Source organism: Halobacillus sp. SY10 (assembly GCF_045401165.1).
In the GTDB taxonomy this organism is placed as follows: domain Bacteria; phylum Bacillota; class Bacilli; order Bacillales; family Halobacillaceae; genus Halobacillus; species Halobacillus aidingensis.
In genome coordinates this window covers 2,096,478-2,115,245 of sequence record NZ_CP174345.1, presented here as the reverse complement: position 1 = coordinate 2,115,245, position 18,768 = coordinate 2,096,478, and the positions used below count along the sequence as shown (strand labels likewise).

Annotated in this window: 18 protein-coding genes; 4 read left to right on the top strand and 14 right to left on the bottom strand. The window is 43.6% G+C overall.

Annotated elements, in window-relative coordinates; all coding sequences use genetic code 11:
• Window positions 1-15: 15 nt before the first annotated feature.
• The 8 genes from ACJA3J_RS10780 to ACJA3J_RS10745 form a co-directional block, all read right to left on the bottom strand.
• Window positions 16-1,656 (bottom strand): AMP-binding protein, encoded by a 1,641-nt coding sequence (locus ACJA3J_RS10780; RefSeq protein WP_406946222.1) that lies wholly within the window; start codon window positions 1,654-1,656, stop codon window positions 16-18.
• 22 nt (window positions 1,657-1,678) lie between these two features.
• Complete coding sequence (locus ACJA3J_RS10775; protein ID WP_089652480.1) at window positions 1,679-2,821, bottom strand: acyl-CoA dehydrogenase; 1,143 nt, start codon at window positions 2,819-2,821, stop codon at window positions 1,679-1,681.
• A 69-nt stretch (window positions 2,822-2,890) separates the two neighbouring features.
• A complete protein-coding gene (locus tag ACJA3J_RS10770) occupies window positions 2,891-3,523 on the bottom strand; it encodes a TetR/AcrR family transcriptional regulator (RefSeq protein WP_115894987.1) in 633 nt (210 codons plus the stop codon).
• A gap of 284 nt (window positions 3,524-3,807) precedes the next feature.
• On the bottom strand, window positions 3,808-6,264 hold the full coding sequence (gene parC / locus ACJA3J_RS10765; protein WP_406946221.1) for a DNA topoisomerase IV subunit A: 2,457 nt from the start codon (window positions 6,262-6,264) through the stop codon (window positions 3,808-3,810).
• Window positions 6,265-6,279: 15 nt separating this feature from the next.
• On the bottom strand, window positions 6,280-8,235 hold the full coding sequence (gene parE / locus ACJA3J_RS10760) for a DNA topoisomerase IV subunit B (RefSeq protein WP_089652477.1): 1,956 nt from the start codon (window positions 8,233-8,235) through the stop codon (window positions 6,280-6,282).
• Between the two features lie 453 nt (window positions 8,236-8,688).
• Window positions 8,689-9,102 (bottom strand): CoA-binding protein, encoded by a 414-nt coding sequence (locus ACJA3J_RS10755; protein WP_089652476.1) that lies wholly within the window; start codon window positions 9,100-9,102, stop codon window positions 8,689-8,691.
• Between the two features lie 11 nt (window positions 9,103-9,113).
• Window positions 9,114-10,640: an ABC transporter permease/substrate-binding protein gene (locus tag ACJA3J_RS10750; RefSeq protein WP_089652475.1), complete on the bottom strand. Its 1,527-nt coding sequence runs from the start codon at window positions 10,638-10,640 to the stop codon at window positions 9,114-9,116.
• Window positions 10,637-11,707, bottom strand: coding sequence for an ABC transporter ATP-binding protein (locus tag ACJA3J_RS10745; protein WP_115823256.1), 1,071 nt, complete (start codon window positions 11,705-11,707; stop codon window positions 10,637-10,639). Before ACJA3J_RS10745 ends, ACJA3J_RS10750 begins: the two co-directional genes overlap by 4 nt.
• A 262-nt stretch (window positions 11,708-11,969) precedes the next feature.
• Here ACJA3J_RS10745 and plsY point away from each other — a divergent pair, with 262 nt between their 5' ends.
• From plsY to ACJA3J_RS10725, 4 genes are all read left to right on the top strand, one after another.
• Window positions 11,970-12,551: a glycerol-3-phosphate 1-O-acyltransferase PlsY gene (gene plsY / locus ACJA3J_RS10740; protein WP_089652473.1), complete on the top strand. Its 582-nt coding sequence runs from the start codon at window positions 11,970-11,972 to the stop codon at window positions 12,549-12,551.
• Window positions 12,552-12,727: 176 nt separating this feature from the next.
• On the top strand, window positions 12,728-13,660 hold the full coding sequence (gene folE2, locus ACJA3J_RS10735; RefSeq protein ID WP_406946220.1) for a GTP cyclohydrolase FolE2: 933 nt from the start codon (window positions 12,728-12,730) through the stop codon (window positions 13,658-13,660).
• A gap of 8 nt (window positions 13,661-13,668) precedes the next feature.
• Window positions 13,669-13,923: a membrane protein insertion efficiency factor YidD gene (gene yidD, locus ACJA3J_RS10730; protein ID WP_089652471.1), complete on the top strand. Its 255-nt coding sequence runs from the start codon at window positions 13,669-13,671 to the stop codon at window positions 13,921-13,923.
• A gap of 62 nt (window positions 13,924-13,985) precedes the next feature.
• Entirely contained in the window at window positions 13,986-14,276 is a 291-nt protein-coding gene (locus ACJA3J_RS10725; RefSeq protein WP_089652470.1) for a HesB/YadR/YfhF family protein, read from the top strand.
• Between the two features lie 7 nt (window positions 14,277-14,283).
• Here the strand turns inward: ACJA3J_RS10725 and ACJA3J_RS10720 are convergent, their stop codons facing one another.
• The 6 genes from ACJA3J_RS10720 to ACJA3J_RS10695 form a co-directional block, all read right to left on the bottom strand.
• Window positions 14,284-14,601 (bottom strand): hypothetical protein, encoded by a 318-nt coding sequence (locus ACJA3J_RS10720; protein WP_089652469.1) that lies wholly within the window; start codon window positions 14,599-14,601, stop codon window positions 14,284-14,286.
• Window positions 14,601-15,026: a thioesterase family protein gene (locus ACJA3J_RS10715; RefSeq protein WP_089652468.1), complete on the bottom strand. Its 426-nt coding sequence runs from the start codon at window positions 15,024-15,026 to the stop codon at window positions 14,601-14,603. The genes ACJA3J_RS10720 and ACJA3J_RS10715 overlap by 1 nt, the downstream gene beginning before the upstream one ends.
• Window positions 15,026-17,290 (bottom strand): AAA family ATPase, encoded by a 2,265-nt coding sequence (locus tag ACJA3J_RS10710; RefSeq protein WP_115894990.1) that lies wholly within the window; start codon window positions 17,288-17,290, stop codon window positions 15,026-15,028. The genes ACJA3J_RS10715 and ACJA3J_RS10710 overlap by 1 nt, the downstream gene beginning before the upstream one ends.
• A gap of 125 nt (window positions 17,291-17,415) precedes the next feature.
• Window positions 17,416-17,661: a small acid-soluble spore protein Tlp gene (gene tlp, locus ACJA3J_RS10705; RefSeq protein ID WP_374189734.1), complete on the bottom strand. Its 246-nt coding sequence runs from the start codon at window positions 17,659-17,661 to the stop codon at window positions 17,416-17,418.
• A gap of 143 nt (window positions 17,662-17,804) precedes the next feature.
• A complete protein-coding gene (locus ACJA3J_RS10700) occupies window positions 17,805-17,948 on the bottom strand; it encodes an FbpB family small basic protein (RefSeq protein WP_160912244.1) in 144 nt (47 codons plus the stop codon).
• Between the two features lie 51 nt (window positions 17,949-17,999).
• The gene (locus ACJA3J_RS10695) at window positions 18,000-18,572 is read right to left on the bottom strand and encodes a redoxin domain-containing protein (RefSeq protein ID WP_115894991.1); all 573 of its coding nucleotides are present in this window, start codon (window positions 18,570-18,572) and stop codon (window positions 18,000-18,002) included.
• Window positions 18,573-18,768: the final 196 nt, after the last annotated feature.

The following is an 18,768-nucleotide window of genomic DNA, read 5'->3' as shown; positions in this document are numbered from 1 at the left end:
GTGATCACCTCTCTATTAGGATTTTAAGTTCATCATTTCAAGCGCATGTTCCCGGAGTCTGAACTTCTGAATTTTTCCGCTCGCCGTCATTGGGTACTCATCCGTGAAGCTTATATAACGAGGAATTTTATGTTTCGATATTTTCCCTTCGCTAAACGACTTGATATCGCTTTCATTTAATTGCTTGCCATCTTTCGGAATGATCCATGCCATGATCTCTTCCCCGTACTTCTCATCCGGAACTCCGACCACTTGCACGTCGAGAACATCTGGATGCTGATACAAAAATTCTTCAATTTCTCTCGGATAGACGTTTTCGCCTCCGCGGATAATCATATCCTTAATTCGACCGGTAATTTCAATGTATCCGTTTTCATCCATGACTGCAATATCCCCTGTATGAAGCCAGCCATCCGGATCAATCGCAGTCATCGTCGCTTCCTCATTTTTGTAATAACCTTCCATGACGAGGTACCCTCGAGTACAAAGTTCACCAGGAATCCCCGTTTCGACTTCTTCACCTGTTGCGGGTTCGATGATTTTCACTTCAACATTCGGATGGGCACGGCCGACGCTGCTCACTCGTAAATCGATCGGATCATCGGCTTTCGTCTGTGTAATGACAGGGGAGGACTCCGTCTGTCCATAGGCAATTGTGATTTCTTCCGCTCCCATATCCTCAATCACACTCTTCATGACTTCCATAGGACATGTGGATCCCGCCATGATTCCTGTTCGTAAAGTCGTCGGCTTCAAATCTTCATATTCCGGATGGTTCAATTCGGCAATGAACATGGTAGGCACTCCATGGAGGGCTGTACAGTTTTCCTCTTTCACAGCCTGCAGCACTTTTTTCGGATCAAATTGTTCCAAGATCACCATCGTCGTCCCCTTGGAAACGGCAGCCATCGTTCCTAGCACACATCCGAAACAGTGGAAAAATGGAACGGGAATACAAAGGCGATCCTCTTCTGTTAATCGCATACAATCCGCTACCTGGTTTCCATTGTTCACGATATTGTAGTGACTCAACATGACCCCTTTTGGAAAACCTGTCGTTCCAGAAGTGTACTGCATATTGATGACATCACGATGATGAAGGGTTTCTTTCCGTTCTTTTAGTTCCTCCTCACTCACGGTCATCCCCATATCAAGGATATCCTGCCATGAATAACAACCGCGATAGGACTTGTCACTCAGGACGACGACATTCTTTAAAAATGGCAGGCGATCGCTTTGAAGATCTCCTTTTTCAGAGGTTTCAAGCTCCGGACAGATTTCTTTCAAAATATCAATATAAGAAGTTCCTTTGAAATCCTCAGCAAGAATCAATGTGGACGCATCGGATTGTTTTAATAGATATTCGAGTTCCTGTGCACGATAGTTCGTGTTGACGGTGACAAGGACGCCACCCATTTTCCCAGAAGCGAATTGAGATTGAAGCCATTCTGGTTTATTATCAGACCAAATGGCGACATGCTCTCCTTTTTCAATTCCAAGAGCCATGAATCCCTTAGCTACTTCATCGGTCATATCATTGAATTCAGCATAGGTTTTTCTAAGACCTAATTCAGGATAAACGAACGCCTCATGGTCGGGATAAGCTTCTGACTGCTGTTCTAACAATTCACCAACCGTCTGCTCTAATAGGGACATAACATCTCCTCCTTTAAAAATTTTAACAGCCTAACTGACGGGCAATGACCAAGCGCTGGATTTCTGATGTACCTTCACCAATTTCAAGAAGTTTCGCATCACGTAGAAAACGCTCGACTTCGTATTCTCTCATGTATCCGTATCCACCATGAATTTGGATGGCCTGATTGGCAGAGCGGAAAGCCGTCTCTGAAGCAAAGAGTTTTGCATACGCCGATTCTTTCGTGAAATTCCTTCCCTGATCTTTCAACCATGCTGCTTTCAGGACCATATTACGTGCAAGCTCTACTTCCATAGCCATGTCGGCCAACTTAAACTGAATCGCCTGGAATTTTGTAATCGGCTGACCGAACTGTTTTCGTTCTTTGGCATAGGCGAGGGCGCGATCCAATGAAGCTTGTGCGATTCCTACCGCCAAGGCAGCAATGGAAATCCTTCCGCCATCAAGCGTATATAGGAATTGCTTGAACCCTTTTTCCGGATCGCCGAGAATATTTTCTTTCGGTACTTTTACATCCTCTAAAATAATTTCAGATGTGTTCGATCCACGGACGCCCATTTTGTCGTATGGACTCGTTATAGTCATGCCTGGTGTATCTTTTGGAACGATGAAAGCGGAGATAATGTTTTTCCCGTCTTCGCGTTTTCCTGAAACTGCCGTGACCGTGATGGACCTCGCATATTCAGCATTTGTAATCCAGCACTTTTCTCCATTGATAACATAGTGGTCACCTTTCAATTCGGCACGCGTCTTCGTTCCTCCTGCATCTGAACCGGCATTCGGTTCTGTCAATCCAAAAGAAGCCAACCCTTCTCCTTTAGCCAGAGGGGTTAAGAATTCTTGTTTTTGTTCTTCTGTCCCGAAATAATAGATAGGACTCGCTCCTAGAGAAACAGCCGCTGCGTAACTGAGGCCCGTAGAGCCACATACACGACCGATTTCTTCAACAGCCAGAGCATAACTGACCGTATCTCCACCTGATCCGCCATACTCCTCAGGGAATGGGATACCAAGAAGTCCAAGTTTGCCCATTTCATCGAAGATATCCTTCGGAAATTCACTGTTGATGTCGATATCCACCGCTCTTGGTGCAATCACATCCTCTGAAAAATCACGGACCATCTTCCTTGTCATTTCCTGCTCTTTCGTTAAGTCGAAGTTCATATGATTCCTCCTTAGGGAAGTAAAGACCGACTGGTTGGTCTGTTGTAATGATAAATATAATGAAAGCGGTTACTCGCTTTCATAAAAAAAAGGAACTTTTAACATATGACGGAAGTATTCACTGTCTTCTTTACCTGGAAGCAAAAAGTGCAGCACCAGATCAGTAAAAACTTCTGCGATTTGATCGATGGTGTAAGTCCCATCCCTCCGGTACCATTTATAGATCCAGTTGACCATACCTAAGATAGCCATGCCTGTGATCTCAAGGGGCAGTTCTCTGCGGAAATGGCCGGTTTTTTGACCTTCTTCAATGACATTGAACACCATGCGTTTGAATTCATCACGTTTTCCCTTGATCTCTTCCTCATACGCCGGTTTTAAATACAGGCTTTCCTGATAAAACACCGAAATATGCGGTTTGTACAAGTCAAAAACTTGGACAAACGATTGAATGATTGCCTGGACTTTCGGTATAGGGGAAGAATGAGTAACGTTAGCGGCCTGTGCTTCTTTCAATACATATGTAATAAACGTGTCGTGAATGACGAATAGAAGTTCATCCTTTGACTGAAAGTGATGATAAAAGCCGCCTTTCGATGTATTTGTTTCCTGGACAATTTGTTTTACTGTGACGCCGTGAAAACCATGGCGGTCGAACAGCTCTAAAGACGTCTGGATAATCTTTTCTCTCAAATCGCTCATACATCAACTCCCATCTGCTGAATATACACTCATTTTATCACATTTTTCTGAAAATACAACGGTCTAAAGAATGACATCATTCGTGTGCATTACTCCCCATTACAAAATCCCCCAGTTATCAGCATGAACTGATTTATCCTCTTTCCCTTTCACTACATAATGATCTTTTCACTCATGGAATAGAAAAAAAGATTTCCCCCGGGCAATGGAAAGTCGCTTACTCCTCCAACAGATCCTTTTTCACCTAAGTAAAAAAGCCCTCTGGATTCAGAGGGCTTTACTCATCATTCTGTATCAGATTCTGTTTCAAACGGTACACAGTAGACCGGCTTGATCCACGCTTCTTCCGCTTGTCCTTTTTCTTCGGTATCCAGGACATAAGAACCATTGCTGTAACGATCATTCGCTTTAAAGTCCATCGTGTTAACGACGATGGTCTCTTGTTTTTTCGTCATGATCATCACTTGATCATCTCTGTTTACAAGGTGCACATCCACCAATTGGTGCGGATTCTTTTTCAACTCTCTTAACATGAGCACCCCGCGTTTAGCACGTGTTGTTCGTTCAAACTCTTTCAACCGCATCCGCTTCACCGCGGCACGGTGGGTCGTTAGAAGGATCGATGGATCTTCGGACGCTCTGAACAATTGTCCAGACACAACTTCATCGTCTTCCTTCAAGTTGATCGCTTTTACCCCTGCCGCTCTTTGACCGACGGTGTTCACTTCCTCTTCATGATACCAAAGACCATAAGCTTTCTTTGTAGCAATAAACAAATCCGACTGCCCATCCGTTTTGTGGACATCCACCACTTCATCACCATTTTTCAGATTGATGGCAACGAGTGCTTTGGAATGGCGCTGGGCTTGATAGAGCTGTAAATCGCTCTTCTTAACCATTCCGTTCTTCGTGAAGAAAAGAAGGTATTCTTCAGATGTGAAGTCGCGAACAGGTATGGCCTCTACAATATATTCGTCCTTTTCCACCTGTACGATATTGGAAATGTACTGACCAAGGTCTTTCCAACGAATATCCGGCAGTTTGTGTACAGGCAAGAACAAATATTTTCCGCGGTTGGTAAAGAGTAAAATGGTATCCGTCGTATTGATTTCAAATAGACCTAACAGGTGATCGCCGTCTTTCATGGCGAAATCTTCCCCGTTTGATGCTGCATAGGAACGCAGGCTTGTCCGCTTGATATACCCATCTTTCGTCACGGACACGAGCACATCTTCACTCGCAACTGTCACTTCAAGGTCTACTTTCAACTCTTCTACCTTTTCTTCAATCTTCGTCAAACGATCATCATTGTATTGTTTTTTCATGGAACGAAGATCCGCTTTAATGACCTTCATCATTTCGTTTTCACTGGACAGCAGTTTTTCTAAATATTCGATTTGCTTTTTCAGTTCATCTGCTTCTTTTTGCAAGGCTGTAATATCTGTATTCGTCAAACGATACAGCTGCAAGGTAACGATCGCTTCTGATTGTTCTTCTGTGAAATCGTAACTTGCGATGAGCTGTTGCTTTGCATCCGCTTTGTCTTTGGAGCTGCGAATCGTTGCGATGACATCGTCCAAAATGGAAATCGCTTTGATCAGACCTTCCACAATGTGAGCACGAGACTTTGCTTTATTCAAGTCATAAATGGATTGTCTTGTGACTACTTCCTTCTGGTGCTTGATATAGGCGTCAAGCATCATCGGAAGACTCATAAGGCTAGGTGTCCGCTCATGAATGGCGACCATATTGAAGTTGTAAGAGATCTGAAGGTCCGTATGCTTGTAAAGGTAATTGAGAACTCCTTCACTGTTTGCATCCTTCTTTAGATCAATTACGACACGGAGGCCGGTACGATCCGTTTCATCACGGACTTCAGCGATTCCTTCAACTTTTTTATCGATTCTCAGTTCATCCATTCGTTTGACCATGCTTGCTTTATTCACTTCAAAAGGAATTTCGTCGATGACGATTTGTTCCCGTCCTCCACGCTGTTCTTGAATTTCTGCACGACCGCGCAAAACGATTTTTCCTCTTCCTGTTTCATAGGCTTTCTGGATCCCATCGATTCCCTGAAGAATCCCGCCTGTTGGGAAATCCGGACCTTTTAATTTCGTCATCAGTTCAGGTACAGTCGCTTCAGGTTTATCGATCCTCATGATCACCGCATCAATCACTTCCCCGAGATTGTGGGAAGGGATTTCTGTCGCATAACCTGCGGAAATCCCCGTAGAGCCGTTGACAAGAAGATTAGGAAACTTGGCCGGAAGCACGGTCGGTTCATCGATCGTGTCGTCAAAGTTCGGAATGAACTCCACCGTCTGCTTTTCAATGTCCCTGAGCAGTTCGGATGAAATAGCGGAAAGTCTTGCTTCTGTATAACGCATAGCGGCGGGCGGGTCACCATCGACACTTCCGTTATTTCCGTGCATTTCTACTAAGGACTTTCTCACTTTCCACGTTTGGCTTAAGCGGACCATCGCATCGTAAACGGATGTATCCCCGTGGGGGTGATAATTACCGATAACGGTACCGACCGTTTTCGCGGATTTCCGGTAAGCTTTGTCGTGCGTGTTCTTTTCCTGGTGCATCGCATAAAGGATACGCCGCTGTACAGGCTTCAACCCGTCCCTGGCATCAGGGAGGGCACGTTCCTGGATAATGTATTTACTATATCTCCCGAAGCGGTCTCCGAGAACCTCTTCTAATGGTAAATCTAAAAACTTCTCTGCCTCTGCCAACAGAAGGTCCCCCTTTTACGTCTGTATTTTATCGTTTTCCAGTATGCTCGCTTCATCTTCAAGACCAAAAGCGACATGGGATTCAATCCATTTTCGGCGAGGTTCAACCTTATCTCCCATCAACGTCGTCACCCTGCGTTCGGCGCGGGCGATGTCGTCAATCGTAACCCGAATCAGAGTACGTGATTCCGGGTTCATCGTCGTTTCCCAAAGCTGATCAGCGTTCATTTCACCTAAACCTTTATATCGTTGGATCGAATAGCCGTTTTTGAATTCCTTCAATATCTTCTGCATGCCTTCTTCATCCCACGCATATTCGACTTTTTCTTTCTTCCCTTTTCCTTTTGAAACTTTATAAAGGGGAGGAAGTGCGATGAAGACTTTCCCTGCTTCTACAAGTGGTCGCATGTATCGATAAAAGAAGGTTAGTAAAAGCACTTGAATGTGTGCCCCATCGGTATCGGCATCGGTCATAATGACGATTTTATCATAGTTACAGTCTTCCAGCGTAAAGTCCCCACCAACTCCAGCACCGATGGTATGAATGATCGTTGAGATCTCTTCATTTTTGAAGATATCCGCGATTTTCGCTTTCTCTGTATTGATTACTTTTCCTCGCAAAGGAAGAACGGCCTGGAATTTACGGTCACGGCCCTGCTTTGCTGATCCGCCCGCTGAGTCTCCCTCCACGAGGTACAACTCATTCTTTTTGGCATTTTTAGATTGAGCAGGGGTAAGCTTCCCGCTTAAAAGGGTATCCTTCCGTTTCTTCTTCTTCCCTGAACGAGCATCTTCTCTAGCTTTTCTGGCGGCTTCTCTCGCTTCTTTCGCTTTGATCGCTTTTTTAATGAGCATAGCAGCGACATCCGGATTCTCTTCGAGGAAATAGGATAACTGTTCAGCGACGATTCCATCAACGGCGGAGCGGGCTTCAGATGTTCCGAGTTTGCTCTTGGTTTGACCTTCAAATTGAAGGAGTTCTTCTGGAATTCGCACAGATATAACCGCGGTAAATCCTTCTCTGATATCGTTTCCTTCTAAATTCTTATCTTTATCCTTCAGAAGTTGTGCTCTTCTGGCATAATCATTGAACACTCTTGTGATGGCCGTTTTAGCTCCGGATTCATGGGTTCCTCCATCTTTCGTGCGTACATTATTGACGAAGGATAAGATGTTCTCTGCAAACCCGTCGTTGAATTGAAAAGCGAAATCCGCTTCAATTCCACTATGACTGCCCTCGAAAGAAACGACCGAATGGAGCGTATCTTTTTCTTCATTTAAATACTCGACGAATGAGACGAGTCCGTCATCATATTGATACTCTTCTTTGACCGTTTCTTTTCGTTCGTCCACAAGGATAATCCGGAATCCCTTCAGCAAGAAGGCTGCTTCTCTTAAACGTTCGGATAATGTTTCAAAATTAAACTTCGTCATTGAAAAAATGGAAGGATCCGGTTTGAAGCGGATCGTTGTTCCTGTTTTGCGGGTGGCTCCTTTATTTTCTAAAGAAGTGACAGGGACGCCCCCGTTCTCAAATCTCTGATAAAATTTCTCGCCATCTCTGCATATGTGAACTTCTAACCATTCGGATAAAGCATTCACCACAGAAGCACCAACACCATGCAGGCCCCCTGAGGATTTATAACCTCCTTGTCCGAACTTACCTCCGGCGTGAAGAACGGTCAAAATCACCTCAGGTGTCGGTTTTCCTGTTTTATGCATCCCTGTAGGCATCCCACGGGCTTCGTCCTGAACCGATACACTACCATCTTTATGGAGCGTGACAGTCATTTTTTCGCCGAATCCAGATAACGCCTCATCGATAGCGTTATCTACAATTTCGTGAACGAGATGGTGCAGACCTCTATGATCCGTGGATCCAATATACATCCCCGGTCTTTTCCGAACGGCCTCCAATCCCTCCAGCACTTGAATAGAATCATCTGAATACGTTTGATTTTGACTCGACAATTTACCATCGGCTCCTTTCTCTAACACACTGCTACATCAATAATAGAACAAACGTTCGATTATGTAAACGATGAGTGCAACTCCAGGTGCTTCAGCACTCACGACATAAGTCAATCAACGGTGTGGAGGATCTTCCACTCCATTGATTGGCTTATGATCCAGAAAAGGCTGAAGACCCATGCACAATGCTGGGATGAATAAAAGCATCCCTGCTGATTTCGCTTACATTTCTTATTCTTTCTTAGACAACCGCTCTGTTAAACCATAGCTCTCCTATTATTCTTTCTTAGAAAGGTACCTTTTCTGGTTTATTGAGCTGATCGATGTCCATAATAAAAAACGCCGCTTGTTATATTGTAGCGATTTTATAAGGTTTCGCAAACATAAATCTTCCAAAAAACATGAAAAAACCCCTGGATGAACAGGGATTTTTTCATTTTCATCGTTGTTTTATTAGCGGTAAATCGCATGGGCGACCTTAATGCAAGAGTCCATAATGACAAGCTTTGAATCATTATTCAAGATGCGATCTGCTTCTTCTGAATACACCCCTTGCTGAGCCCAAAAGGCTTTAGCCTCAATATTTTTCGATTCCTCTGCAATTTGCGGCAAATGTTCGGATCGTCGAAAGACATTGATAATGTCGATTGGTTCTTTGATATCTCGCAGGCTCGCCACTGCTTTTTCACCAAGGGACTCCGTGATTTGAGGGTTCACCGGGATGATTTTATACCCGGCGTTCTGCATCGCTTCACTCACTTGATAGGATGTGCGGTGCGGCTTATCCGAAAGGCCTACGACAGCAATCGTCTTCGATTGTGCCAATAGATCCCGGATCTCTGCCTGAGATGGATTCTCAAAACTCATCTTTAAACCTCCTATTCGTCGATTAATCCTTCATTGACCAGATACTCTCTTGCCACTTCTTCAGGAGCACGGTCTTCAAAATCAACCTGGTAATTCATTTCCCTCATTTTATCGCCAGTAATCTTTCCTCCCAATTGATTCAGGACATCTTCTAGTTCTGGATATTGGTCCAAGGTTTCCTGTCTCATCAATGGAGCGCCCTGGTATGGCGGAAATAGATTTTCCGGATCTTCTAATACTTTTAAGTTGAGGTCAACCATATAACTAGCAGTAGCGTAAGCGTCGATGATGTCAACTTCACCACCTTCAATAGCTCCCTGCCTCAAGCCAGGGTCCATCGTACGGACTTCCCCTAGGTTCAAGTTATATACTTCTTTCATACCCTGATACCCGTCTTGACGATCATTAAATTCCAGTGTAAAACCAGCGGTAATTTGATCTTCAACCGGCTTCAGATCCCCGATCGTCTCAAGATCGTATTGCTCTGCAAGCTCCTGGGTAGTCGCTACAGCGTAGGTATTGTTGAACTCCATTGGTTGTAAAAAGGACATATCATAGGTTTCTGCCATGCCTTCTTTCGCCTGTTCATATACTTCTTGTGGTTCATTGCTGTTTGCTTCCTCTTCTAGGAGAGATACGATGGCTGTTCCTGTAAATTCAGGATAAATATCGATACTTCCTTCCTGCAAGGCACTGAAAACCAAATCTGTTTTTCCTAAGTTCGGTTCAAGACCTACACTCAAGTCTGTTTCTTCTTCTATTAAAAGCTTATACATATTAATGAGAATGGCGGGCTCTGATCCAAGCTTAGCTCCCAATGTTAAGTCATTCTTCACTTTTCCACCGAACGCTAATGGACCAACAGCAATCAATGCTGCAATCACTAATAAACTGACGAGTGAACGGAAGCCGGATTTGGCTGAAGTTCGTTCAAATAGACGAAGAATAAGATCCAAAATAATTGCTAGTAACGCAGCCGGAATAGCTCCCAGCAAGATAAGATTGGCGTCTCCCCCTCTATCCAAACCAAGTAGGATTAAATCCCCGAGGCCTCCTGCACCAATAAGGGCAGCAATGGTAGTTGTCCCTACGATCAATACCATGGATGTGCGTATTCCAGCCATAATGACAGGCATGGCGATCGGTAGTTCAATCTTAGAAAGACGTCTGAATGATTTCATGCCCATCCCCGTCGCCGCTTCCTTTAAAGCTGGGTCAACTTCCTTGATTCCTGTGTACGTGTTTCTAAGGATAGGAAGGAGCCCGTAAGCAGCAAGGGCAATGATGGCTGGTGTTTGTCCAATACCAAAAAATGGAATAAGGAAAGCCAGCACAGCAAGGCTTGGAATCGTCTGCAAAACGGCCGTCATGCCGATAATCGGTTCCGCAACTCTCTGCTTTCTCGTCAGCCATAAGCCGAGGGGTACGGAAATTAAAGTAGCAATCACTAATGCAATAATGGATATTTGTAGGTGTTCCCATATTTTCTCTAATAGAATGCCCTGTCGTTGGTTAAAAACTTCTAGAAACTCGCTCATTTATTCTCTACCTCCTCTTCCTTTTTACGTGACTGTTCTTTAAGGTAGAGGACAATATCCCTATAGGATAAGGTTCCGATCAGTTGATCACCTTTGACGACTGGTAGAATGGAAGAGTGGTCTTCTTCAAAAATCCGAACAGCGTCTCTCAGAATCATATCATTGGATAATGGAGGTGCCTGCACCTGATTCCCATCCTCGATCATTCCTCGATACGTTCCGTCGTGACTTTTAAGGGCAAAAGGCCCGTCCAGGACAACATGACCTTCCTTGAATTCTTTTTCGGATAAGACACGCTTTTCGGCATGACTCATAATGACATCAACAGCTGTCTGCCATGGAGTTTTTCTTCCTCCGATGAAATCTTCAACAAACTCATTGGATGGATTCAGTATGAGGTTTTGTGGAGTATCCAACTGGACGATTTCTCCTGCTTTCATGAGACAGACACGATCGCCAAGCGCGAGAGCTTCGTCCATATCATGAGTGACAAAGACGATCGTTTTCTTAATTTCCTTCTGCAATTGACGGATGTCGGTTTGCAACTGATCTCTGCTGATGGGATCGAGTGCACTGAATGGTTCATCCATCAAAATAATATCCGGGTCTGCAGCTAAAGCCCGTATAACCCCTACTCTTTGCTGTTGTCCGCCGGAAAGTTCACTCGGCTTTCTTTTCCGGTGTTTTTCCGGATCCAGTCCCACCATATTCATCAACTCATCAATACGTTTTGACAGGTCTTTTTTCTTCCACTTTTTCATTTCCGGTACGACCGAAATGTTCTCTTCTACCGTCATATGTGGAAAAAGAGCAATTTCCTGCAGCACATAGCCGATATTCCAACGTAGTTCGTGAATGTTGTATTCTCTAATATCTTTGTTATGTATGGTTATGGTTCCTTCCGTCGGATGAATCAGACGGTTAATCATTTTCATCGTTGTTGTTTTCCCGCAGCCACTAGGACCTATAAGCGCAAGTAATTCTCCTTCTTGCACTTCCAAGTTGATGTTTCTCAACGCTGTAGTTCCATCCGGGTAAGTCTTCGTTACATCAGTGAACGTGATCATCGTTTTCCCCCTAAACAAAAAATAAAAGACCTATTTCTATAACCACATTTCCATAAGTTGAAACATTTTGCAATTCTCCTGCATTCTAATCATGCCCGAATCTCTAAAACGTCATCCGGCTGGTTCTCTTCCCCTCTCCTGTAAAACAACTTGATACCTGGTACTAAATTGATATAATAGAGAAGCTGCCTTATGAAATAAGAGTTCTTTATCTATCTAGCCCATGATAAAATAGTAGAAAGCGCAGAAGGAGTTGAACTTATTGGAATATGTACTCTATATCCTCATCGCCTATCTCCTTGGGTCCATCCCTTCAGGGTTAATTGTAGGTAAAATCGGTTACGGTACGGATATACGCGAACACGGAAGCGGAAACCTTGGAGGCACGAACACATTCCGAGTTTTAGGGATCAAAGCAGGTTTAATTGTTACGATCGCTGATATTTTGAAAGGGACTGCAGCCGCCGCTCTCCCTTACTTTATGGGAGCTGAGGTCATTCCTCTTGTGATTGGGATTTTTGCGGTAGTTGGTCACATGTATCCTGTATTTGCGGGCTTTAAAGGTGGAAAAGCAGTTGCTACATCCGGAGGCGTGATCCTTGGTGTCAACCCAATCATATTTGCCGTGCTCTTATTATCCTTTTTCATTGTCCTCTATTTAAGTAAATACGTCTCCTTATCTTCGATGATAAGCGGGATCGTTGGGATTGTCGCGACTTTGGTCGTGAAGGATTACGGCTTGACCATCATCATATCCTTGTTTACCATCTTTGTAATCTACCGCCACCGCGCAAACATCAAGAGGATCATCAATAAAACAGAGCCAAAAATCACATGGATGTAAAAACGATTCAAGTTTAAAAAGGGTAACGATTGCGGAGATAGTCTATCCCATGAAAGGATAGGCTTTCTTTTATGGTGTATTCTATAAATGCACACTCATCAAGCAATCCATTGTATATTCAGAAATACATATTGTATACTTTGACATAGAAAGAAGGCCTGAAAGGAGTCTTTGTTATGAATAAGACTGAATTGAACCAGAACAAACAATTGCCATCAAAAAAAGAACGCCATAAATTATTCGGCTCAGTAGAGCCGGGTCCTCGGACAAAGCCTATGGAAAAAGACCAGATGGCTGACCTTCAAAACTCGAAGAAAGACTTTTTATTTGATATCGATATGGTTGGGATTTCCAGTGTCAAACACCCCATTCGTATTCCAAGCACAATGACGCCTGAAATTCAAACAACGATTGGAACCTTTTCATTCGGATCCTCGATTGCTCAAGGAAGTAAAGGCACAAACATGAGCCGCTTCACAGAGCAGCTTGATAAATACCACAATGAAGGATTCGCCGTGGACATTGCAACACTGAAACAATTCACCGAAGAGCTAGCCGGCCGCCTAAAGCAAACGGATGCGGAATTGGAAGTGACATTTCCATGGTTCTTTGAACGAAAAGGCCCATACTCGGGTCTTGCAGGGATGAACCACGCGGATGCAACCATCCGCGTGGAATATGACAAGGAAACGGGACATGATGTCACCGTTACTCTTACTGGAAAAATTACGACGCTCTGCCCTTGTTCCAAGGAAATCAGTGAATATAGTGCGCACAACCAACGCGGAAACGTGACCATGAGTGTGAAATTGACAGATGACTTCAAGGAGCAGGAAATCGATTGGAAAGCGGCGCTTTTAGAAGCAGCAGAAAGCAATGCAAGTGCCCGCATTCACCCAGTATTGAAGCGTCCCGATGAAAAGATGGTGACAGAACAAGCCTATGAAAACCCTCGATTTGTCGAGGATATCGTACGACTTGTCGCTGCCGATCTTTATGAGTATTCATTTGTAGAAGCGTTCACAGTCAAGTGCCGCAACGAAGAATCCATTCACCTGCATGATGCAGTGGCGAGCCTCAGTTATGATAAGAAAAAGGAAGCTGAGTAAGTGACCCGATGAAGCAAATCATGATTGCATTGATTCAATTTTACCGCAAGGGCATCAGTCCTTTTTTTCCACCATCATGCAGGTTTCAGCCGACGTGTTCAGAATACGGCCTGGAGGCTTTTCGACGTTTCGGTTTTTTCAAAGGGAGCTATTTGACTGTCAAAAGAATTCTCAAGTGCCACCCATTCCATCCGGGAGGATTCGACCCTGTACCCATGAAGCAATCGAATCATAACTCTGATCCGTCTTCTCGTAAAAAATAGGTTTATGAAACGACGACAGAGGAAAGAGACAAACACGGAACCCCATTACAGGAGTTGATCTAATGAACTTAACAGTAACAGAAGAAGCAGCGAAATGGTATGAAGAGGAACTGGATATCGATGGAAACGTCGATTTAAGATTTTACGTCCGTTATGGCGGCGTCGGTGGTCTTCAACCTGGCTTTTCTCTTGCCATCAAACTGGAGGATCCTGAAGAACCAATTGCAGAAACGACGACCGGACCAATTCATTTCTACATTGAAGCGGATGATGAGTGGTACTTCGATGATCATTCATTGGAAGTTACCTTAGACGAAAAATGGAATGAGCCATCCTTTGAATATAAAAAATAAGACGCCACTATGGCGTCTTATTTTTGTGTAATTGGAAACGATGGATGTGCTCCCAGTACCCTTCTTCTTCCAATATATGCAACTGCCGTTCTCCAAATAAATCAAAATGAGGAAACCGAGGATCTTTATGAATCCACTCCGGTTCTAAACCGTATTGTTCTCCCCATGCCTTCAATTTGTTGAGGTCACAGCAACCGACTTTTGTGACTGTATCGCAACCAGGAAAACGATCATCCAGCCAAAAATGAGTCAAAAAAGCAATCTCTCCTCGCTTTACTTTCGCTTTCCAATCCATGAGTTCCGACTTTTTCACACCGAAAGCCATTAGGATTGCGTCTCCATGGCAGCCAAATAAGCTTCGTGCCATTCAGGAAAACTCCGCCTGATCGATACTGGTTTGAAGTTATCTTTTTTGACGATGACGTGTTTCGTTACACCCGTGACCGCTATATCCCCGTTTTTAAACGCCACTTCGTAGCCGTAGGAAACACGAAGACCATCATAATTTTCCACCCATGTCCGTACATGGACAGGGTCTCCGTATTTTACAGGTTTTTTAAAACTCATTTGAGCATCAATGACAGGAGAAACGACGCCCTGTTTTTCGATTTCAGAATACATAAATCCAAGGTCTTCAATGAAGGATGTTCGTCCAATCTCAAACCAGACTAAATAGTTGGCATGGTAAACGACACCCATCATATCTGTTTCCTGATACCTTACTTGAATCGGTGTTTCGACAACTTTCATTAGGAAGACTCCCTTCGCACCATATGCCATGCTTTTTCTAAATCGACGAGTTCAAGTTCATTCATATCTTCCGCTTCATCCTCCATGATTCTAATCGCCTGGAATTGAATCGCTTCGTTCACAAGATTATTGATGAAGCGTCCGTTCCCCCTGACTTTGTGATCCGTGTATTTTTCTAAGAGGAATGACTCGGCCCACTCATTGAAATGATACCCGTATTGTTGTGCCTGATAGTGTGTCATAGCAATCAGCTCTTCCTCTGTATAATCCGGGAAGTGGAAATACTTTTTAAACCTTGAAGAAAGACCCGGATTGCTTTCCACCAACTGCTCCATTTCGCGTTGATAACCAGCAAGGACAACGACGAGGTTTTCATTGTGTTTCGTCATTTCGTCGACGAGGGTTTCAATGGCTTCTTTGCCAAAATCATCTCTGCCTCCGTTGTATAGCGAATAGGCTTCATCAATGAACAAGACACCGCCGAGTGCTTCCCGGATCTTCCGTTTTGTTTTGATGGCTGTCTGTCCTACATAGCCGGCGACAAGATCGCTTCTGGAGACGACCACGGTATGGCCCCTCTTTAACAACCCGCATTCTTTCAGGACATCTGCATAGATTTCTGCGACCGTTGTTTTTCCGGTCCCTGGATTTCCTGAGAATACAGAATGCAATTGGATAGGAACGACAGGATACCCTTTTTCTTTTCTCTTTTGTTGGGCTTGAACGAAGGATGACAGTTTTTTCACTTCTTCTTTGACATTAGACAATCCAATCAGTTCATCCAATCGTTGCATAGGAGAACGTTCGTCTTCATCCGTTTCCCTGTCCCATGCAAGGTCCTCGGCAGATATCCTCATATGATCCAGCCAATGATGTTTATCCTGTTCTGCTTCCTTCGCTCCTTTTTGGAATACAGTTTTTAATACTAAGTTTTTGACCGTGCGTGCATTACCGAAGGAGTCATCCACACGCTCTCGATCAATGAGTGAGGTGAATTCGTTTAATGCATGTGTTGTGAAAAAGAAATCATTGTCGGTTGCCGTCTGCTCAGCAATCGTCAACAGTTCATCCATGTGATAATCAGGAAGTTCGATATGATTTTGTTCAGGAAAACGACTCCGAAGGCCTGGATTTGACCATAAAAATTGGCGCATTTCTTCAGGATAACCAGCAAGAATGACAGCGAACTTGCCTCCGTATTCTTTGCTCGTCATCGCAGAAACAAGGGTGTCAATGACCGCTTGTCCATAATCATTTCCTGTTTGACCTTCCCTTTTCAGGCTGTAAGCTTCGTCAATGAACAAAACACCACCGATCGCCTGTTTGACGTAGTTCATCGTATTCTCTTCACTTTGCCCAACATAAGACCCGACAAGGTGGGACCGATTCACTTCCACGACTTCTTTCGTATCTAAAATTCCAAGCTCATGATAAATGTTAGCGAGCAGCCGGGCAATCGTCGTTTTTCCGGTTCCGGGGTTTCCAGTAATAATCATATGTAATCCAGGCTCATCGACCATGGAAAAACCATAGTTCTTTCTTTGCTGCTGGTATCTTAAGAAGTGATAATAACGCCGAATATACGTTTTCACATCATGCAGTCCTACCATTTGATCGAACGCTTCCAATGGATTTTGAAACGATTGATTTGTCAGAAAGCTTGGCAATCGTTTGTAAATCTCATCCTGATTATCGGAAAGACGTCTAGTACGCTCGTTGATTTCTTTCACAGGAACACGGATCCGTCTATTTTCTATAGAATTGATGGCTTCTTCCAACATCTCTTCCAAATCAGACAATTCCTCATAAACATCTCGATACAAGGTCAACCGGCTGGAAGCATCGATGATTGTTTTTTGGGCTAGATCTTCGTCCCACTGCTCCTTCAAATCACAAACATCAGAGTATATAGCTTTCGCTTTTTTTGCTTTTGCAGAATCATGATCGGTTTCATGAAGAATCCACTGATCAAGTGGCGTTTTTTTCAATAATGTATAGGCCTGCATCAACTGTTGAGACTCATACAATTCCGCCACTAAAGGATGCGAGGGATTGAGAACCCGTGCCTCATCGATGAATTGCTCCGCAAGAGGGTCATCTCCCGGGTGTCTCTTAATCCGGTGGTAGGCAAGCGTGACATAAAGCAAAGCTTTTGCTTCTTTCTCCTGCTCCCCATCCGTTTGGTCCATATATCGTAAAGCCTCCACTTCGGAAATAGGAGGCTGTTGTTCTAAACTGTTCCACTGTTTCAGTTGTTCTAACATCTTCATCACTTCCTTTTCTATCGCCGATATCCATTTTATCATAGTCAAGATTTGATGTAGATGAAGATGCCTTCAATCTATAGACAAAAAACCGCTCCTCTTGAGAGAAGCGGTTGATCAGAACGTTAATATTGTTGATGACGAGCTTCGTCCTTAATTTCGTCACGCATAGCTTCTAACGATTGATTTCTTCGTTTGTTTTTCTTTTCGATATTTCTCTTTTCTTCTTCTGATGCAAACCGCATTGCATCATGGGATTCTTCGATGTTTTCAATCGTGTTCGTCACTTTTTCTTGGAGACGATCGACGTTATCTGCGCGATTGTCAGGATTTGGTTTTTGGTTCGCCATATGCTGTTGTTTATGGGACATGTTCGTTCCCCTCCTGTAAATTTCAATGGACCCTTGATGAGTCATCCCTTACTTTTCCCAGGAAGGAGACGAATTATGAAAAGAAAAAGGAAGGAGCATGCTCCTTCCCTCATGATTTACTCTATGTACAAAACAAACCCCACTTACGATGGGATTTGCTTCATACGTTCATTATGACGCTTCTCAATCCGTTCATCGATTTGATCCAACAGCTTTTGATCAGCTTTGATGGATCGGATATTTTCTTTCACACGTTCTTCAAAAGATATGCTTTTGTGTTTTCTCATGGATATCTCTCCTTTTATAGGTAGGATTTCCATGATTTGATAAAAATATTCCTATTCCAGTGCATCTTTCTTCTTTTCCATCATTTCATAGGTCATCGGGCCAACAATTCTTGGTTCTTGAATGACGCCATCTGTACCGATGAAATAAGTGGTAGGGATGGATAGGATCTGGTATGTCTGATTAATCTCGAGCTCCTTGTCCAGTAGTATAGGAAAAGTATACCCTCCGTCTTTGACAAAGCGGCCAACATCTTCCCTTTTTTTCTCTGTTCCGGTACCGTTAACAGCGAGCATGACCACTTCATCCCCATATTTTTCATGGAACTTCTGCATTTCAGGCATTTCTTCGCGGCAAGGTGGACACCAAGTGGCCCAATAATTAAGAAAAACTTTTTTTCCTCGAAAATCAGAAAGCTTAACAGTCTCTCCGTTCAACGTCTCTAAGGTGAAATCCGGAGCCTGCTCCCCTACTTGTAATCCATCGGGTGCATTAGGTGCAACCATCCCTGTTTCCTGACTTGCCGAAGATTTTTGTTGTTCCACCTCATCTTTTTCAAAAAAGGTTGTAAAAATAATGAGACCTAAAAGGATAACTAGGAAAGCTGTTGCCAACCATTGTTTCATGATGATAGCCTCCGTCCATGATCCAAAACGTTTCTTTTTATGTATAAGAATAAAGAAAACCATTTATGCTTGTAAAGCTTTAATGGAAATTGTAAGAAAATCGTTATTGATGTTTTTGGTTTTTTCAATATATTTCGGAGTTGCTACTAAGTTTAAAGAGATACCGGTGCTTTCCGTATGAGTTTGTACTTTCTTC

Bases quoted from the DNA above. Each gene is read 5' to 3' on its own strand.
- ACJA3J_RS10770 (WP_115894987.1), bottom strand. From the start codon at position 3,523: ATGAGCGATTTGAGAGAAAAGATTATCCAGACGTCTTTAGAGCTGTTC.
- ACJA3J_RS10755 (WP_089652476.1), bottom strand. From the start codon at position 9,102: ATGAGTTTTGAGAATCCATCTCAGGCAGAGATCCGGGATCTATTGGCA.
- ACJA3J_RS10715 (WP_089652468.1), bottom strand. From the start codon at position 15,026: ATGAAAGTTGTCGAAACACCGATTCAAGTAAGGTATCAGGAAACAGAT.
- ACJA3J_RS10780 (WP_406946222.1), bottom strand. From the start codon at position 1,656: ATGTCCCTATTAGAGCAGACGGTTGGTGAATTGTTAGAACAGCAGTCA.
- yidD (WP_089652471.1), top strand. From the start codon at position 13,669: ATGAAGCAAATCATGATTGCATTGATTCAATTTTACCGCAAGGGCATC.
- folE2 (WP_406946220.1), top strand. From the start codon at position 12,728: ATGAATAAGACTGAATTGAACCAGAACAAACAATTGCCATCAAAAAAA.
- ACJA3J_RS10775 (WP_089652480.1), bottom strand. From the start codon at position 2,821: ATGAACTTCGACTTAACGAAAGAGCAGGAAATGACAAGGAAGATGGTC.
- ACJA3J_RS10720 (WP_089652469.1), bottom strand. From the start codon at position 14,601: ATGGCTTTCGGTGTGAAAAAGTCGGAACTCATGGATTGGAAAGCGAAA.
- ACJA3J_RS10725 (WP_089652470.1), top strand. From the start codon at position 13,986: ATGAACTTAACAGTAACAGAAGAAGCAGCGAAATGGTATGAAGAGGAA.
- ACJA3J_RS10745 (WP_115823256.1), bottom strand. From the start codon at position 11,707: ATGATCACGTTCACTGATGTAACGAAGACTTACCCGGATGGAACTACA.
- ACJA3J_RS10695 (WP_115894991.1), bottom strand. From the start codon at position 18,572: ATGAAACAATGGTTGGCAACAGCTTTCCTAGTTATCCTTTTAGGTCTC.
- tlp (WP_374189734.1), bottom strand. From the start codon at position 17,661: ATGTCCCATAAACAACAGCATATGGCGAACCAAAAACCAAATCCTGAC.
- ACJA3J_RS10710 (WP_115894990.1), bottom strand. From the start codon at position 17,290: ATGTTAGAACAACTGAAACAGTGGAACAGTTTAGAACAACAGCCTCCT.
- ACJA3J_RS10750 (WP_089652475.1), bottom strand. From the start codon at position 10,640: ATGAGCGAGTTTCTAGAAGTTTTTAACCAACGACAGGGCATTCTATTA.
- ACJA3J_RS10700 (WP_160912244.1), bottom strand. From the start codon at position 17,948: ATGAGAAAACACAAAAGCATATCTTTTGAAGAACGTGTGAAAGAAAAT.